This window comes from Pelomonas parva, from assembly GCF_043555835.1.
Classification (GTDB): domain Bacteria; phylum Pseudomonadota; class Gammaproteobacteria; order Burkholderiales; family Burkholderiaceae_C; genus Pelomonas; species Pelomonas parva.
The window spans coordinates 240,729-256,058 of record NZ_JBIGHV010000004.1 but is presented as its reverse complement, the minus strand read 5'-3'; the positions used below and the strand labels follow the sequence as shown (position 1 = coordinate 256,058).

Here is a 15,330-nt window from a genome sequence, read left to right as displayed (position 1 = left end):
CGGCCGACTGCGGAACTAGTGCGCGCAATCTCCGCGACAGGGAAATCCATTGCGCCCGAAACTGCGTGGCTCTCCAAGCCCTCGAACCGGAGCGCCCCGTGCCAACCGCCTTCCTGAAGAACCCCGACAGCAACACGCTGACCAGCCTCTACCGGGCGCTCGACGGCTCGCAGGCTATGGTCGAGTTCGACATGACCGGCCACATCCAGCATGCCAACGACTTGTTCCTGTCGACCATGGGTTACGCGCTCGACGAGGTGGTCGGGCAGCATCACCGGATGTTCTGCGACCCGGCCTATATCCGCAGCGCCGAGTACGCCGCCTTCTGGACCCATCTGGGCAGCGGCAAGACCCACGCCGGCGAATTCGCGCGGCTGGCCAAGCACGATCGGGAGGTCTGGCTGCAGGCCTCCTATGTGCCGATCTTCGACGCCGAAGGCAAGCCGGTGCGCGTCGTCAAGTTCGCCACCGACATCACGCAGAACAAGCTGCGCAGTGCCGACTTCGAGGGCCGCATCCAGGCCATCAACCGCGTGCAGGCCGTCATCGAGTTCGACCTGACGGGTCGCGTGCTGAGCGTCAACAACAACTTCCTCGCTACCTTCGGCTACACGCTGGACGAGGTGGTGGGCCAGCACCACCGCATGTTCTGCGACCAGGACTACACCCGCTCGCAGGACTACATCACCTTCTGGGAGCGTCTGGGCCGTGGCGAGTTCGACGCGGGCGAGTACCGGCGCATCGCCAAGAACGGCAGCGAGGTGTGGATACAGGCCTCCTACAACCCCATCCTGGATGCCGCAGGCCGGCCGGTGAAGATCGTCAAGTTCGCCACTGACATCACGCCCACCCGCCGCGCCACGCAGGAGGCGCAGGGCAAGCTGGAGGCCATCGGCCGCTCGCAAGGCGTCATCGAGTTCGACATGGAGGGCAACGTCGTCACCGCCAACGCGAACTTCCTGCGTGTGGTCGGCTACACGCAGGCCGAGGTGCAGGGCCGCCACCACAGCATGTTCTGCGACGAGGCGTTCACCAGGTCGCGCGAGTACCGCGACTTCTGGGCCGACCTGAACGAGGGTCAGTTCAAGTCGGGCCGTTTCCAGCGGCGCGGCAAGCGCGACGTCGAGGTGTGGATACAGGCCACCTACAACCCCATCCTCGGCCTCGACGGCAAGCCCTACAAGGTGGTGAAGTTCGCGATGGAGGTCACCACCCAGGTCACCCGCGAGCAGGCCATTGCCGGCAACGTCGGCGCGATCTCGGGCGTCATGGACGGCCTGGCCGGCTCCATCAACAGCATCGCCGAGGGCACGCAGCGGTCCACGCAGCTGGCCGGCCAGACCCAGCGCGAGGCCGACGACGGCAGCAAGCTGCTCAAGCGCTCGCGCGAGTCCATCATCGCCATCCAGGAGTCTTCCAAGGACATCACCGAGATCATCGACACGATCAGCGGTATCGCCGGCCAGACGCACCTGCTCGCCTTCAACGCGGCCATCGAGGCGGCGCGGGCCGGCGAGCACGGTGCCGGGTTCTCGGTGGTGGCCGAGGAGGTGCGCAAGCTGGCCGAGAAGTCGGCCCTTGCCACGCGCGAAATCTCCAAGCTGATCACCGAGACCGTCAACCGCGTGGACGAGGGCGGCCGGCTGTCGCAACAGGTGGAGGAGGCGTTCACGCGCATCCAGCGCTGCGTGGACGACACGACACGCTCCATCGAGCAGATCAGCTCGGCGACCAAGGAGCAGGCGTCCGCCACGCAGAACGTCACCGGCCTGCTGCTGGACCTGCAGATCAGCTCGCAGAACGGCTGAGGCCGGTATGGCTGACGCAGCGAACCCGGCCGGTGGCGAGGACGGCGTGATCGCCACCATGCGCGCGCTCGGCCGCCACGTCGGCATCGATCGCCGCTACATCGTCCAGGCGATCGCCGTGCCGCCGGACATGGCTGCCTTGCCCCGGCGCGCGGGCGGTGCCGTGGGCGTCATCTCGTTCGGCGCGCAGCTGGTGCCCGTGGTGGATCTGAAGCGCTGGCAGCAGCCCGATGCCGCCAGCGACGCGGACGACGCCGAGCCGGCGGCGCGCGACGCCCGCATCGTCATCCTCTCGCAGGGCGGGCAGGTGCTCGGCCTGCTCGTTGATGCCTTGATCGGCCTGCGCCGCTGCCCGGCGAACGCCGTCAGCCAGCTCTTTCACGACGACGCGCCCGACGAGTTGTTCGTGCAGGCCGCGTTGCTCGACGAAGGCGAGCCGCCGCTCGTGCTGCTGGACCCGCAACGGCTGGCCACGCTGACCCGTACCTGGTGCGCGGCGGCAGGCCTGGACGTCGGCCAGGCCGATGACGGCGATGCGCCTGCCGAGGACCCGGCGAGTTCAGCGGTCCCGCGAATCAGTCTTGGCGCCTTCCGTGTCGGCGACGCGCTGATCGGCATTCCGCCGGATCACATCGCCGAGCTGCTGAGCGTGCCGGCGCTGCGCCCCGCGCCGCTGCCCCGGCCGGCGACCCGCGGCCTGTGCGATTGGCGCGGCCATGTGGTGCCGGTGATCGACCTCACCGAAGCCCTGCGTGCGACGCCGGACCGCCAGCCTGCCGCCTGGATGTGCGTGGTGCGGCACGGCGAGCGCCGGCTCGGCCTGCTGGTGCACGAGATCCTCGGCCTGATCCACGTCGCCGCGCCGGCGCCGGCGGCGGGGGCGGACGACGAGCTCGGCCGCGACCGTGCCGGCTTCGTGGCCGCCGAGCTGGCGGTCGAGCAAGGCATCGTCCAGGCGCTGGACCCCGAGCGGCTGATGGCGGAGTTTTCGGAATCGGCACTCAGCGTGCGCCGTGTGGCGAGCGCGGCAGCGGCGGCAGCAGCGGTGCAGGCGCGCAGCCGCAAGCCCTACATGGTGTTCGAGGCCGCAGGGTTGATTGCCTGCGAGGTGGACGGCCTGCAGGAAGTGCTGCCCATGCCCGAGACCGTGCGCGAGCGGCTGGCGGCCGGCCTGCCGGCGCGGCTGACCTGGCGCGGCCATGCCGTGCCCGTGCGGGACGTCTTTGCGCGGCCGGGCCAGCCGCATGGCGACGGGCGTGCGCAACAGCTGCTGGTGCTGGCCGATGGCGAGCGCCGCCTGGCGATTCCCATCGTCTCGATGCAGGCCATGATCCCCGCCCATGCCGGCAGCCTGTGCCACGTCGGCATCGGTGGCCGCAGCATGGCGGTGGTGTCCACGCAGACCTCCGAGCAGGCGGCCAGCTACGCAGTGGTCGATCTGCGCGCGCACCTGGCGGCGACGGGGGGCTGAGTCGGCTGGGGTCACATCGCCAGCGATATCATCCGCAGCATGATGCGAGTGGTGCTGGATACCGATGTGCTGGTGGCCGCCCTGCGCAGTCCGCAGGGCGGCTCGGCCGAAGTGCTGCGCCTGGCGCGTGCCGGCCGCCTGCAATTGGTGCTCAGCGTCGCGCTGGCGCTCGAATACGAATCTGTGGCCACCCGGCCGGAGCAGTTGGGAGCGATCGGCGCCACACGGCGGCAGGTCTTGGCGGCGCTGGACGATATCGCTGCGATGGCCGACGTGGCCCACGGCCACTTCAGGTGGCGGCCGCAGGTCAGGGACCCTGCCGATGAAATGGTGCTGGAGGCGGCCATCAATGGCCGCGCCGGCGTGTTGATGTCTTTCAACCAGCGTGATTTCGGCGACGCGCCGGCGCGCTTTGGCGTGCTGCTGTGCACGCCGGCCGACTACTTGAGGAGCCTGCCAACATGACCACGCTCACCACCTACGCCCTGCGCCTGCCCAAGTCCGTCAAGGCAGAGGCCGAAGCCTTGAGCAAGGCCGACGGCACCAGCCTGAACCAGTTCGTCGCCATCGCTGTGGCCGAGAGGATCGCGGTGCTCAAGACGGCAGCCTTCTTCGACGAGCGCCGGCAGCGGGCCACGGGCACGGCCTTGGAGGCCTTGCTCTCGCGCAATGGCGGCGAGCCCCCCCGCGAAGGCGACGAGTTGCCCGAAGGCTGGGTGCCGCTGGCGCCGCGCGCTGCGGCCACCGGCAAGGCAGCCAAGCCCGTCAAGCCCGCCAATAGGGCAGCGGCGGCCAGCCGAACGCCGAAGAAGAAGGCCTGAGCGGCGCGAGTCATGGACCATAGCCCGCCGCAGCACCGCTGACATCAACGGCTCCTTGACGCAGGCAAGGCTCGTTGGCGGCCCCCGATTTGCGCGAATTGCGGATCGGTGCTGAGTGAGTAGGATGGCCCGGCCCCCAACCGACCAAGGCGCTGATGAACGAGCCCAGGTTCCGACTCACGCGCTATTTCTCGCTGGTGTCGCTGCTGGTCGTGGCCGCCATCGGCGCCCTGCTGAGCTGGCAGGTGCAGCAGCGCGCCGAAGCCGAGCTGCTGCACATGGCCGAGCGGCGCAACGAGGCCATGGCGGCGGTGTTCGTGAATGCGCTCTGGCAGGAGTTCGCGCCGCAGGTGCGCTTGCGCGAGCGCTCGCCCGAGGTGCTGCGGGCTCATGCAGCGCAGGCCGGCTGGCAGGCGAAGTCCGCCGCGCTGATGGCGGGCAGCCAGATCATCAAGGTCAAGGTGTTCGACCTGCAGGGCATGACGGTGTTCTCGTCCGACCCCCAGCAGATCGGTGAAGACAAGCGCAGCAATCCGGGCTTCCTGGCCGCCAGCAGCGGCAAGCCGGCCAGCACGCTGACGCATCGCGACCGCTTTGATGCCTTCGAGGGCACGCGCAGCGACATCGACGTGATCGGCAGCTATGTGCCGGTGCGCGAGAACGGCGTCATCGTCGGTGTGCTGGAAACCTACCAGGACGTGACCGGCTTCGTGCAGCGCCTGCGGGCCACGGCGCGCAGCCTGCTTTGGGGCCTGGGGGCGGCCATGGCGCTGCTCTATGGCCTGCAATTGCTGTTCGTGCGGCGGGCGCAGCACGTCCTGGACGCGCAGGGCCGGCAGCTGCGCGATGCCAACGACGAGCTGGAGGGCCGGGTCGCGGCACGCACCGCCGAACTGGAGCAGGCACGGGCGAGGCTGGACCACCTGGCCCACCACGACCCGCTCACCGGCCTGCCCAACCGCCTGCTGTGCAGCGACCACCTGCGCCGCGCCTGCGCCACGGCCGAGCGCCAGCAGCGGCAGTTGGCGCTGCTCTACATCGACCTGGACCGCTTCAAGGAGATCAACGACGCCCAGGGCCATGCGGTCGGCGACGAAGTGCTGAAGGAGGTGTCCCGGCGCCTGTCCGCGCTGCTGCGACGTGCGGAGCTGCTGGCGCGTATCGGCGGCGACGAGTTCGTCTGCGTGCTCGACTGCCAGGATGCCGCCCGCGAAGCGCCACAGCTGGCGCATCGCCTCATCGAGGCGCTCTTCCTGCCGGTGCTGCTGGCGGGGCAGGAGTTCCAGGTGTCGGCGTCCATCGGCATCAGCCTCTACCCGGGCGACGGCCAGGGCGGCGACGCCTTGTTCCATGCTGCGGACGCGGCCATGTACGCCGCCAAGGCCGAGGGGCGCAACCGCTACCAGTTCTATCGGCCCGAGCTCACGGCGGCCGCGCTCGACCGCTCGCGCATGGTGCGCCTGCTGCGCCGCGCCTTGGCCGAGGGCGAGCTGAGCCTGGCCTACCAGATGAAGCTGAGCTGCAGCGACGCGCGCACGCCGGCAGGCGCCGAGGCGCTGCTGCGCTGGCACAGTGCCGAGCTGGGCGCGGTGCCGCCCGGGCGCTTCATCAGCGTGGCCGAGGAGAGCGGGCTAATCGTCGAGCTGGGGGCCTGGGTGCTGGAGCAGGCCTGCCAGCAACTCGTGCGCTGGGACAGCGAGGGGCTGCCGGTGCCGCATGTCAGCGTCAACGTGTCGGTGCGCCAGTTGGAGCGCGGCGATTTCGTCGACCATGTGCGCGCCGTGCTGCAGCGCAGCGGCCTGGCGCCCGGGCGGCTGGAGCTGGAGATCACCGAGAGCGTGATCATGAAGACCGACAACGCGCTGGAGGCCCTGGCCGCGCTGGACTGCCTGGGCGTGCGCCTGTCGGTGGACGACTTTGGCACCGGCTACTCGTCGCTGGCCTACCTGAAGCAGATGCCCATCGAGACCTTGAAGATAGACCGCAGCTTTGTCAGCGGCATCGGTGAGCAGCAGGGCGACGAGGCCATCATCCGCACCGTCATCGCCCTGGCCCGCAGCCTGGGTCTGTCCACCGTGGCCGAGGGCGTGGAGACCCAGGCGCAGCTCGATTTCCTGCGCCGTGAAGGCTGTGAGCAGGTGCAGGGCTTCCTGCTGAGCCGGCCGCTGGCCGAGGCGCCGTTCGGCGAGCTTTGGCGAGTCAGCCTGGCCGTCTCAACACCGCCAGGCCCTTGATAGGCCGCGACTTGACGGCAGCGTCAAACGCGAGGATCTTGGCGTGGAAAGCAATGCCGTCGATCGCACCGAGGATGTCGGCGTAGCGGCGCGCGGCCCTGGATGCCAGCGCGGCGACCGGCGCCGGCAGGCTCAGCCGGGCCGGAAGGCGATCTCGACGTCGACCGTGCGTGGCTGCGGCAACGGTGCGAACTGCCACTGCAGGACGGCGTCGACGGCCGGCCTGGCCAGGCGGCGGGGCGCGTCTGCCAAAGCGTCGGCCTTGCTCACGGTGCCGTTGGGCTCCACCGTGAACCGCACCGTCACATTGCGCGGCCGGCCCACCAGCGTGGCTTGCGCAGAGGCTGTCAGCACCGGTTCCACGAAGCGCTGGAGTTGCAGCGCGACTTCTTCAGGCTCCTCCGTGTCGGGTTCCGCCACGGACTCCGGGGGGGCTATGGTCGCGGCCGCTGCGGCAGGCGCGCTCACGGGCGATGTGCCGAAACTGGCTGCCGGCTGCGCTGGCGCCGGCGGCGTCGTTGCGTCAGCCGTGGGCAGCGTTTGGGTGCTTGCCGACGCGTGAGCGGTTTCCGCAACGGCCGGCTCGGCCGGCGCGGCTTCGGCATGGCGCATCGGGCTGGCCGCGCGCTGCGGGCCAGGTGCGGCGGGCTTGCGCGGCTTGTCGGCCGGCTCGGCCACCGGCCTGGCCTTCACCGCATGGAACTTGATGAAGTTGAGCACCTTGTCCGCGTCGCGCCTGGCGCGCTCGGCATCGGTCATGGCGGGCGCCTGCGCCGCACTCAACAAGGGAATCGTCAGGCTCAGCGCCGCCAGCAAACGCGGCAGCGGGGCGAAATCGTGCATGAGGGGAGGCAGTGGGGGCGGGGGGCATGCGACACGCAAGACCCATTCCAGCAGACCGCCGTGACGGCTCACGCGTCGACCCGCTCCCCCACCGCATGAAGAAGAGGCCCGGTGCTGCAAGACCCCGGGAGCCTTCAAGGCGCCGCCCCGCCGCGTACCGCTCAGAAGCTGTGGCGGATGCCGGCCACGAACTCGGTCATGTTGCGCTCGTTCGCATCGGTCAGGCCCACCGGAATGGTGCCGGCCGCGCGGCCGACATAGCCCACGCCGTCGTTCTTGAAGCGCGTGACCGAGCTGTACAGCGCGGTGCGCTTGGACAGGTCGTACTGGTAGCCCACGCCGAAGGCCTGCGTCTTGCCGTCCAACTGCGCGCCGTCGTTCTTGCTCTCGACATACTGGCCCTTGAACACATGCTGGCCGGTGCGGTAGCTAGCGCCCAGCCAATAGCCCTGGCCGTCGCGGTCGGCGGCGCTGCGGTCGTCGACCTGCATGGCGCCTCCATTGAAGCGCAAGCTGTTCCAGTCATAGGCCGCCGCAGCGGACACGGTGCGGACGTGCTGACGAATGGCGTCGGCCTTGTCGTCCACCAGGGACACCATCGCGTCCAGGCCATGGCCGGTGTAGCGGCCGTGGATGTCGGCGACGCGGTTGTCGGCGGTGCTGCCGGCCACTTCGCCCATGCCCCACAGCGCGCCGGCGCTGAAGCCGCCGTAGCTGGTGCTTTCCAGCTTCACCGAGTTGTTCACGCGCGCCGGCCCGCCGTTGGCGGCGGCCGAGCTGTTGCCGCCGCGCACCGGTTCATAGCCGCCGAAGCCGCCGATGACGGCCGTGCTGGCGCCGGTGCCGACATTGGAGAACTGGCTGAACTCGTGGGTCAGCGTGTAGACGCTGCCGTACTGGCGGCCCAGCGAAACTTTGCCGTAAGGCGTGCCGAGGCCCACGAAGGCCTGCCGGCCCCAGAAGGCGTTCTGGCCATGGGTGCCGTCGTCGGCGTTGATGCCCGACTCCAGCGTGAAGAAGGCCTTCAGCCCGCCGCCGAGGTCTTCGCTGCCGCGCACGCCGAAGCGCGAGCCGGACAGGCCGCCGGACTGCACACGCGTCTGGCGCGCGGCGCCGTCGAGCACCTGCACATTGGCATCGAGGATGCCGTACAGCGACACCTGCGTGGTGGGGGACTGGGCGAAGGCGGAGGCGCTGGCGGCCAGTGCCAGTGCGGACAGGGCAAGGGTCTTGGACTGCATGGTTCGTCTTTCGATCGGTTGTCGGGCCGCCGGTTGGCGGCCTCTCACAGGCCGGCACATCGGGCAGTGCAGCGCGATCAAAAGACGGGGGCGCCGGAACGGACTGTTCAGGTTTTGTCGCCAATCGCAGGTCGGGCCTGCGTTACGGTGTCTGACCCGTGACGCCGCCAAACCTGCGCTGGTGGGGGCCTCACAAGCGGCCGCCAGGTCGCCTGCCCAACGGCCTGCGCGCCGTCAGCTACGGGCCGGTGAACGGCAGCTATCGCCTGGGTGCGCTGGGCCGGCGACGTTTGCCATCGTGGCGCGGCTTTCGCTGACAAGCAGCAGAGCGCCTGTCGGGGGGCGCCGAGATGGCCAGGGCGTGAAACTCGGCTGCTCATCACACGGTTGCCTTGCCGAACCTTGAACTCCATCCTCACACCCCCGCTGATCGGCGTTTCCGCCCGCATCTACCACCCAGACCTGCCGGTGCTTGACTTGGGCGGCGTGTGGACCAAGACGCTCCACTACCTCGAGCAGTCGGTTGCGCTGTGGTTGATGACGCAGGATGCGGTGCCGGTGATGGTGCCTGCCATGGCCACCGGCAGCCTGCAGCCGCGCACCATCAACTTGCACGCCTATGCGGCGGCGCTGGACGGGCTGGTGCTGCAAGGCGGCGCCGACGTCGCTCCGCAGACCTATGGCGAGGAGCCGCTGCGCCCTGAGTGGGCAGGCGACGCGGTGCGCGACGCCTACGAGATTGCGCTGATCCGCGCCTTCGTCGCGGCGGGCAAACCGGTGTTCGGCATCTGTCGCGGCCTGCAGATCCTGAACGTCGCGTTTGGCGGCACGCTCTATCAGGATCTGGCCACGCAGCACGGGCACTCGGTGATCCATTTCGCCGACGGTGTGTACGAACACAACTACCACTGCGTCGACATCCAGCCGGGCGGCTGGCTCGCCGATGTCTACCCTGGCCAGCAGCGCACCTGGGTCAACAGCATCCACCACCAGGCGATACGCCGGCTCGCGCCGGGTTTCCGGATCGAGGCCTTCAGCCCGGACGACCAGACCATCGAGGCCATCAGCTGCCATGAGGGCAGCTACATTGCGGCCGTGCAGTGGCACCCGGAATTCACCGCCGAGCGCGGTGACAGCCCTTTTGACGACCAGCCGCTGCTCAGGGACTTTCTCCAGGCCTGCGCCACCGCGAAGGCATCGCGCGGAGAGTGAATGAGCGAGCGGTTTTTTGCCGCTTGCCTGACGCGCCAACCATGAGAGCGACAACATGCAGTTTTCCGTGTCTGACCCGTTGACCGTGGGCCTGGAACTTGAGCTTCAGGTCGTCGACCCCATCACCGGCCAGCTGTCTCCTTCCGGCCAGACGCTGTGGGAGCAACTCGACACCACGCCCCAGGGCAAGCAATACGCGCTGGAGGCCACGCAGTCCACCATTGAGCTGAACTCCAGCGTGCACCGCGATGCCGAGTCGCTGCGCGAGGAGGTGCATGCGCGCGTGGCACAACTCCAGGACGTGGCCTGGGCGCAGGGCCTGGCCGTGCGCGGCGGCGGCACACACGTGGCCCAGTTCTGGAACGAGCGTGTGCTGAGCCCGACCCCACGTGCGCAGGTGCTCGACCAGCGCTTCGGCTTCTTGCCCAAGCGCTTCTCCACCTACGGCATGCATGTGCACGTGGGCATGCCCGATGGCGAGACCGCGCTGCGGGTGGCCAATGTGCTGCAGGCCCACACCCCGCTGCTGATCGCGCTGGCGGCCGCCTCGCCCTTCCTCCAGCACGGCGACTCCGGCTTCGCTTCCTGCCGGGCACTGGAGCCACTCGTCTACCCTCATGGCGGGCCGATGCCCTACCTGCTCGACTGGGCGCACTTCGAATCATTGGCGGAGGAGTTCTACGCCACCGGCATCGCCGAGTCGCTGAAGGACATCTATTGGGACGTGCGCCCCAAGCCTGAGTTCGGCACCGTTGAGGTGCGCGTGTTCGACACGCCGCTGACGGTTGACAAGGCCGTCAACCTGGCCGCCTGGACGCGCGCGCTCGCCGGCTTGGCGCTGCACGGCCAACTGCACCTGCCCCAACCGCGGCGTTACGTCACCGAGGGCAAGGTCAGCCGCTTCCTGGCCTGCCGCGACGGGCTGAAGGCGCGCGTGTTCGACCCCGTGAGAGGGCAATGGCTGATCGCGCGCGACTGGGCGCGGATGCTGTCGACCCAGATCGCCGCGCAGCAGCCCACGCCGATGGACCAAGCCGCGTTGCAAACGCTGGCCGGCAGCCTCGACGCGGAGGAAGACCACGCCCGCATGCGCGCGCTGTGGTGCCGGCTCTCTGGCGGCGGCCTGCCCGAGGGGTCGGCTCCGAGCGGCGAGACGCTGGCGGCGTACTCGGCCGCACTGTGCGGGGATTTGCTCGGGGCTCGATGACGGCTTGGGGGTGGCGGCACCTGCCGAAACGCTGACGCATCGCGACCGCTTCAGCTGCGGGTCTCGACCCGCTCCCCCGCCGCGTCGAACCACATCGTCTTGGCCGCATCGAAGCCAAAGCTCACCTTGGCGCCGTCTTCCACGACCGGCTGCCCCGGCAGCACGGCCGACACCGTGATGCCCGCGCAGTTCATCCACACCACATGCTGGTTGCCTAACGGCTCGACGAGCTGGATCTCGGCTGCGAATGGCTGGCCAGCTTCCAGGCGCACGTTCTCGGGCCGCACGGCCAGCGTCAGGACCTCGCCCTGCTTGCGCGACGACAGCGCAGCGGGCAGCGGCAGGCTGATGCCGGGCGCGACGAACAGGCCGCCTTCGCCCACCTGGCCTTCGATGCGGTTGATGGCGGGCGAACCGACAAAGCCCGCCACCAGCAGGTTCTTCGGCTTCTCGTAGACCTCGGCCGGCGTGCCGATCTGCTGGATGACGCCCTGGTGCATGACGACGATGCGCGTGGCCAGCGTCATCGCCTCGACCTGGTCGTGCGTCACGTAGATCATCGTGTTGCCCAGGCGGCTGTGCAGCAGCTTCAGCTCGCGGCGCAGGTCGGTGCGCAGCTTGGCGTCGAGGTTGGAGAGCGGCTCGTCCAGCAGCAGCACCTTGGCCTCGCGCACCACCGCGCGGCCGATGGCGACGCGCTGGCGCTGGCCGCCGGAGAGCTGGCCGGGACGGCGCTCCAGCAAGGGGCCCAGCTGCAGCATGTCGGCGGCGGCGGCCACGCGCTTCTCCAGTTCGGCCTTGGGCGTCTTGGCCATCTTCAGCGGGAAGGCGAGGTTCTCCTTCACCGTCATCGTCGGGTACAGCGCATAGCTCTGGAACACCATGCCCACGCCGCGCTGGCTGGGCTCGGCGTTCGTCATGTCCTGCTCGCCGATGTGGATGCTGCCGCCGCTGACCGGGTTGAGCCCGGCGATGGTGTGCAGCAGCGTCGACTTGCCGCAGCCCGACGGGCCCAGCAGCACGAGGAACTCGCCGCTGTTGACGTCGAGGTCGAGGCCCTTGATGACGTCGTGGCTGCCGAAGCGGATGCTGAGGTCCTGGATGTGAACGCGGGTCAAGGCTGTCTCCTGTCGGTGTTTTGAAGAATCCTGGCGATGGTCTGCTGCGCCGTCTGGACGGGGATGTCGCGGTTCCAGAAGTCGCTGACGGCACGTTCGAGCGCCGTCAGTTGTTCGGGCGCCAGCAGCATCTCGGTGTTGCCCACCAGCCGGCCGGCGTCGCGCAACGCTGCCGCGCCGATCTGCGCACAGGCGTCGAGCGTGCGGGTGTCGAGGTCGGTGCGCACCGGCACCGAGCCCTTGCGGGCGCTGAAGGCCAACTGCGTGGTCGCCGCCGTCGCCACCCGCGCGAGCAGGCGTTGCGCGGGCAGGGCGCTGCCGTCCTTGTCCTTCGGAAAGACAAGCACGTCGCCGTCGACGATGTAGGGCGACCTCGGGCTCAGGCCTGGCGTGCAGCCGTAGTCGCGGCCCGGTTGCTGGCCGGCTTGGGCGAACTCGCCCTTGGCCCAGTCGCCCATGAAGCCCAGCCCGGCGCGGCCGCTGATGAGCAGGGCGGTCGTGTCGCTCCAGCTGCGGCCGGGTGAGCCGGGGTCGACATAACGGCGCAACTTCTTGTAGCTCGTCAGCACCTGGCGCAGCGCCTCGCCCTGCAGCGCAGCGGCATCGCGGTCGCGGAACACGGCCAGGTACAGGTCGCGCCCGCCCTGATTCGCCAGCACCGCGGAGAAAAGGTTCATGTCCTGCCAGGGCTGGCCGCCGTGGGCCAGCGGGGTCAGCCCGGCGGCCTGCAGCTTGTCGAGCGCGACGAACAGCTCGCCCATGCTGCGCGGCTCCTGCTTCACGCCGGCCTTGCGCAGCGCGGCCTTCGAACTCCACAGCCAGGCCGGCATGTGCACGCTCAGCGGCGCGGCGTAGATGTGGCCGTCCACGCGCACGGCGTCCAGCAACACGGCGGGCAGCGTCTCGGCCCAGCGGCCTTGTGCGGCGATGTCGTCCAGCGCGTTCAGCCGGCCCTGGCGGGCGAGCTGCTGGAAGGGCTGCGAGGCATTGAACTGCGCGGCCATCGGCGGGTTGCCGGCCTGGATGCGCGCCAGCACGACGGCGCGCGCCTGCTCGGACGCCACCACCGCCAGATCGCGCCACTGGCCGCCGGCGGCGCGGTAGGCGTCGGCCAGCGCATGCATGGCCGCCGTCTCGCCGGGGGACGTCCACCAATGCACGACATCCACCTGCGGCCCGGCTCGGGCAACGGCGGGCAGCAAGGCCATAACGAGGGCGCAGGCGCGGAGCATGGCCGCATCATTACCGACTATTAAGAAACTTAATATCGTATTAACCATAAGGCTTGCCGCCGCTACAGTCACGGGCCATGAACCTGCTGCTCGCCGAAGACGACGCCCTGCTGGCCGACGCGCTGCAGCAGCAGTTGCTTAACGCCGGCTTCAAGGTCGAGTGGGCCGAGAACGGCGCCGTGGCCGAGTACCTGCTGAAGAAGCAGGACTTCGACATCGCCATCCTCGACCTGGGCCTGCCGATGGTCGACGGCCTCACCGTGCTCAAGCGCGTCCGCGAGGCCGGCCGCACGCTGCCCATCCTCGTGCTGACGGCGCTGGACGCGCTGGAGCACCGCGTCGCCGGCCTGCAGGCCGGCGCGGACGACTACCTGACCAAGCCCTTCGACTTCCCGGAGCTGGAGGCCCGCCTGCACGCGTTGCTGCGCCGCGGCCGGCCCAGCAACGCGGCCCAGCAACTGCGCGGCCTGACGCTGGACCGCGCCGCCCGCCGCGCCAGCATCGCCGGCGAGCCGGTGGACCTGAGCCCGCGCGAGTGGACGCTGCTGGACCTGCTGCTGACCGAGCGCGACCGCGTCGTCACCAAGGCGCAGATCGCCGAGGCCTGGGGCAGCGAGGACAGCTCCGGCGGCGGCTCGCTGGAGGTCTACATCCACCGCCTGCGCAAGAAGCTCGAAGGCTCCGGCCTGGCCGTGCGCACGGTGCGCGGCCTGGGCTATCTGCTCGAAGCCACGTCGTCGCCGTGAGCAAACCGGCCGGCCGCTCGCTGCACCGGCAACTGCTGCTGTGGCTGCTGCTGCCGCAGATCGTGTTGTGGGGCGTCGCCGCTTTCGGCGCCTACCGCGTGGCCAGCCGGCATGCCGACGAGCTGGTGGACGCCAGCCTGCTGCAGGCCGCCCGCGCGCTGGCGCGGCAGATCCGGCCCACGGCCAGCGGCCTGTTCGTGGACCTGCCGCGCTCGGCGCAGGACATCCTGGCCGCCGACCCGGAGGACCGCGTCATGTACATGGTCAGCTCGCCACCGGGTCAGCTGCTGCTGGGCGATGCGCGCATGCCGGCGCCGCCCGGCTCGCCGACCCTGAACGAGCCGGTGTTCTTCGATGCCACCGTGCCCGAGCCCATGCGCGTCGTGTCGCTGGACCTGCAGCTCGCCGCCGCCGGTGCGCCCGACTCGGCGCTGCGCGTGCAGATCGCCCGCTCCAGCGCGCCGCGCGACCTGTTGGCGCGTCGCATGCTGCTGGACACGGCGCTGCCCCTGTCCCTGCTGATCGCGCTGATGAGCATGGGCGTGTGGGCCGGTATCCGCAAAGGCCTGAAGCCGCTGGCCGAGCTGCAGCAGCAGATGGAGGGCCGGCGCGCCGACGCGCTGGACCCGGTACAACTGCAGGCCGCGCCGCCCGAGGTGCGCGCACTGGCCGGCGCGGTCAACGAGCTGCTGGGCCAGGTGCAGCAAAGCCTGGCCACGCAGCGCCGCTTCATCAGCGACGCGGCCCACCAGCTGCGCACGCCGCTGGCCGGGCTGAAGAGCCAGGCCGAACTGGCGCTGGAGGCAACGTCTGACCCCGCGTTGCGCCAGCGTCTGGAGCGTGTGCGCGAGAGCGCCGTGCGCAGCGCCCGCCTGGTGTCGCAACTGCTGACGCTGGCCCGCGCCGAGCCCGAGGCCGTGGCGGCCCAAGGCTGGGCGGCGGTGGACTGCGGCCGGCTGGTGCGCGAGGTCGCCGCCGACTGGGTGCCGCGCGCGCTGGCCGCTGGCTGCGACCTGGGGGCCGAGGTGATCCACGAAGGATTGAGCGTGCAGGGCGTGGAGGTATTGCTGCGCGAGGCGCTCATCAACCTCATCGACAACGCCGTGCGCTATGCCGGCTCTGGCGCCACCCTCACCGTGAAGCTGCGCCGCGCGGGCGACGACGTGTGGCTGGACGTGGAGGACAACGGCCCCGGCCTGGCGCCCGAGCTGCGTGAGCGCGCCTTCGAGCGCTTCGTTAGGGGATCGGCGCACGGTGAGGGCTGTGGCCTGGGCCTGGCTATCGTGAGGGAGATCGCCGAGCGGCATGGGGGCAGCGCGGAACTGCTGCCGGCGGCGCCGCAGGGGTGCATTGCGAGGTTGACGTTGCCGGCGGCGTGAGGAGCGACTGCATCAGGC

General features: G+C 69.9%; 14 protein-coding genes. 10 read left to right on the top strand and 4 right to left on the bottom strand.

Annotated features, from left to right (window positions below):
* The first annotated feature begins 98 nt into the window (after positions 1 to 98).
* The 5 genes from ACG00Y_RS11910 to ACG00Y_RS11890 all read left to right on the top strand — a co-directional run bounded on the left by ACG00Y_RS11910 (position 99) and on the right by ACG00Y_RS11890 (position 6,334).
* Positions 99 to 1,808, top strand: coding sequence for a methyl-accepting chemotaxis protein (locus ACG00Y_RS11910; protein ID WP_394479012.1), 1,710 nt, complete (start codon positions 99 to 101; stop codon positions 1,806 to 1,808).
* A gap of 7 nt (positions 1,809 to 1,815) precedes the next feature.
* Entirely contained in the window at positions 1,816 to 3,279 is a 1,464-nt protein-coding gene (locus tag ACG00Y_RS11905; RefSeq protein ID WP_394479011.1) for a chemotaxis protein CheW, read from the top strand.
* 39 nt (positions 3,280 to 3,318) lie between these two features.
* A complete protein-coding gene (locus tag ACG00Y_RS11900) occupies positions 3,319 to 3,744 on the top strand; it encodes a putative toxin-antitoxin system toxin component, PIN family (RefSeq protein WP_394479010.1) in 426 nt (141 codons plus the stop codon).
* Positions 3,741 to 4,100, top strand: a complete 360-nt coding sequence (locus ACG00Y_RS11895; protein ID WP_394479008.1) for a hypothetical protein — start codon at positions 3,741 to 3,743, stop codon at positions 4,098 to 4,100. The genes ACG00Y_RS11900 and ACG00Y_RS11895 overlap by 4 nt, the downstream gene beginning before the upstream one ends.
* Positions 4,101 to 4,255: 155 nt before the next feature.
* Positions 4,256 to 6,334, top strand: a complete 2,079-nt coding sequence (locus ACG00Y_RS11890; protein ID WP_394479007.1) for a putative bifunctional diguanylate cyclase/phosphodiesterase — start codon at positions 4,256 to 4,258, stop codon at positions 6,332 to 6,334.
* 132 nt (positions 6,335 to 6,466) lie between these two features.
* Here the strand turns inward: ACG00Y_RS11890 and ACG00Y_RS11885 are convergent, their stop codons facing one another.
* Entirely contained in the window at positions 6,467 to 7,177 is a 711-nt protein-coding gene (locus tag ACG00Y_RS11885; RefSeq protein WP_394479005.1) for an energy transducer TonB, read from the bottom strand.
* A 161-nt stretch (positions 7,178 to 7,338) separates the two neighbouring features.
* Positions 7,339 to 8,418: a porin gene (locus tag ACG00Y_RS11880; RefSeq protein WP_394479004.1), complete on the bottom strand. Its 1,080-nt coding sequence runs from the start codon at positions 8,416 to 8,418 to the stop codon at positions 7,339 to 7,341.
* Positions 8,419 to 8,576: 158 nt separating this feature from the next.
* Between ACG00Y_RS11880 and ACG00Y_RS11875 the strand changes: the two genes are divergently transcribed.
* The 3 genes from ACG00Y_RS11875 to ACG00Y_RS11865 all read left to right on the top strand — a co-directional run bounded on the left by ACG00Y_RS11875 (position 8,577) and on the right by ACG00Y_RS11865 (position 10,837).
* Complete coding sequence (locus ACG00Y_RS11875) at positions 8,577 to 8,735, top strand: hypothetical protein (protein ID WP_394479002.1); 159 nt, start codon at positions 8,577 to 8,579, stop codon at positions 8,733 to 8,735.
* A gap of 85 nt (positions 8,736 to 8,820) precedes the next feature.
* Positions 8,821 to 9,630, top strand: coding sequence for a gamma-glutamyl-gamma-aminobutyrate hydrolase family protein (locus ACG00Y_RS11870; RefSeq protein ID WP_394479001.1), 810 nt, complete (start codon positions 8,821 to 8,823; stop codon positions 9,628 to 9,630).
* A gap of 55 nt (positions 9,631 to 9,685) precedes the next feature.
* Entirely contained in the window at positions 9,686 to 10,837 is a 1,152-nt protein-coding gene (locus ACG00Y_RS11865) for a YbdK family carboxylate-amine ligase (RefSeq protein WP_394479000.1), read from the top strand.
* 50 nt (positions 10,838 to 10,887) lie between these two features.
* Here the strand turns inward: ACG00Y_RS11865 and ACG00Y_RS11860 are convergent, their stop codons facing one another.
* On the bottom strand, positions 10,888 to 11,955 hold the full coding sequence (locus ACG00Y_RS11860) for an ABC transporter ATP-binding protein (RefSeq protein WP_394478999.1): 1,068 nt from the start codon (positions 11,953 to 11,955) through the stop codon (positions 10,888 to 10,890).
* Positions 11,952 to 13,187, bottom strand: a complete 1,236-nt coding sequence (locus ACG00Y_RS11855; protein ID WP_394478997.1) for an ABC transporter substrate-binding protein — start codon at positions 13,185 to 13,187, stop codon at positions 11,952 to 11,954. The genes ACG00Y_RS11860 and ACG00Y_RS11855 overlap by 4 nt, the downstream gene beginning before the upstream one ends.
* 77 nt (positions 13,188 to 13,264) lie before the next feature.
* Between ACG00Y_RS11855 and ACG00Y_RS11850 the strand changes: the two genes are divergently transcribed.
* Positions 13,265 to 13,933 (top strand): response regulator transcription factor, encoded by a 669-nt coding sequence (locus tag ACG00Y_RS11850; RefSeq protein ID WP_394478995.1) that lies wholly within the window; start codon positions 13,265 to 13,267, stop codon positions 13,931 to 13,933.
* Positions 13,930 to 15,312 (top strand): sensor histidine kinase, encoded by a 1,383-nt coding sequence (locus ACG00Y_RS11845; protein ID WP_394478993.1) that lies wholly within the window; start codon positions 13,930 to 13,932, stop codon positions 15,310 to 15,312. The genes ACG00Y_RS11850 and ACG00Y_RS11845 overlap by 4 nt, the downstream gene beginning before the upstream one ends.
* Positions 15,313 to 15,330: the final 18 nt, after the last annotated feature.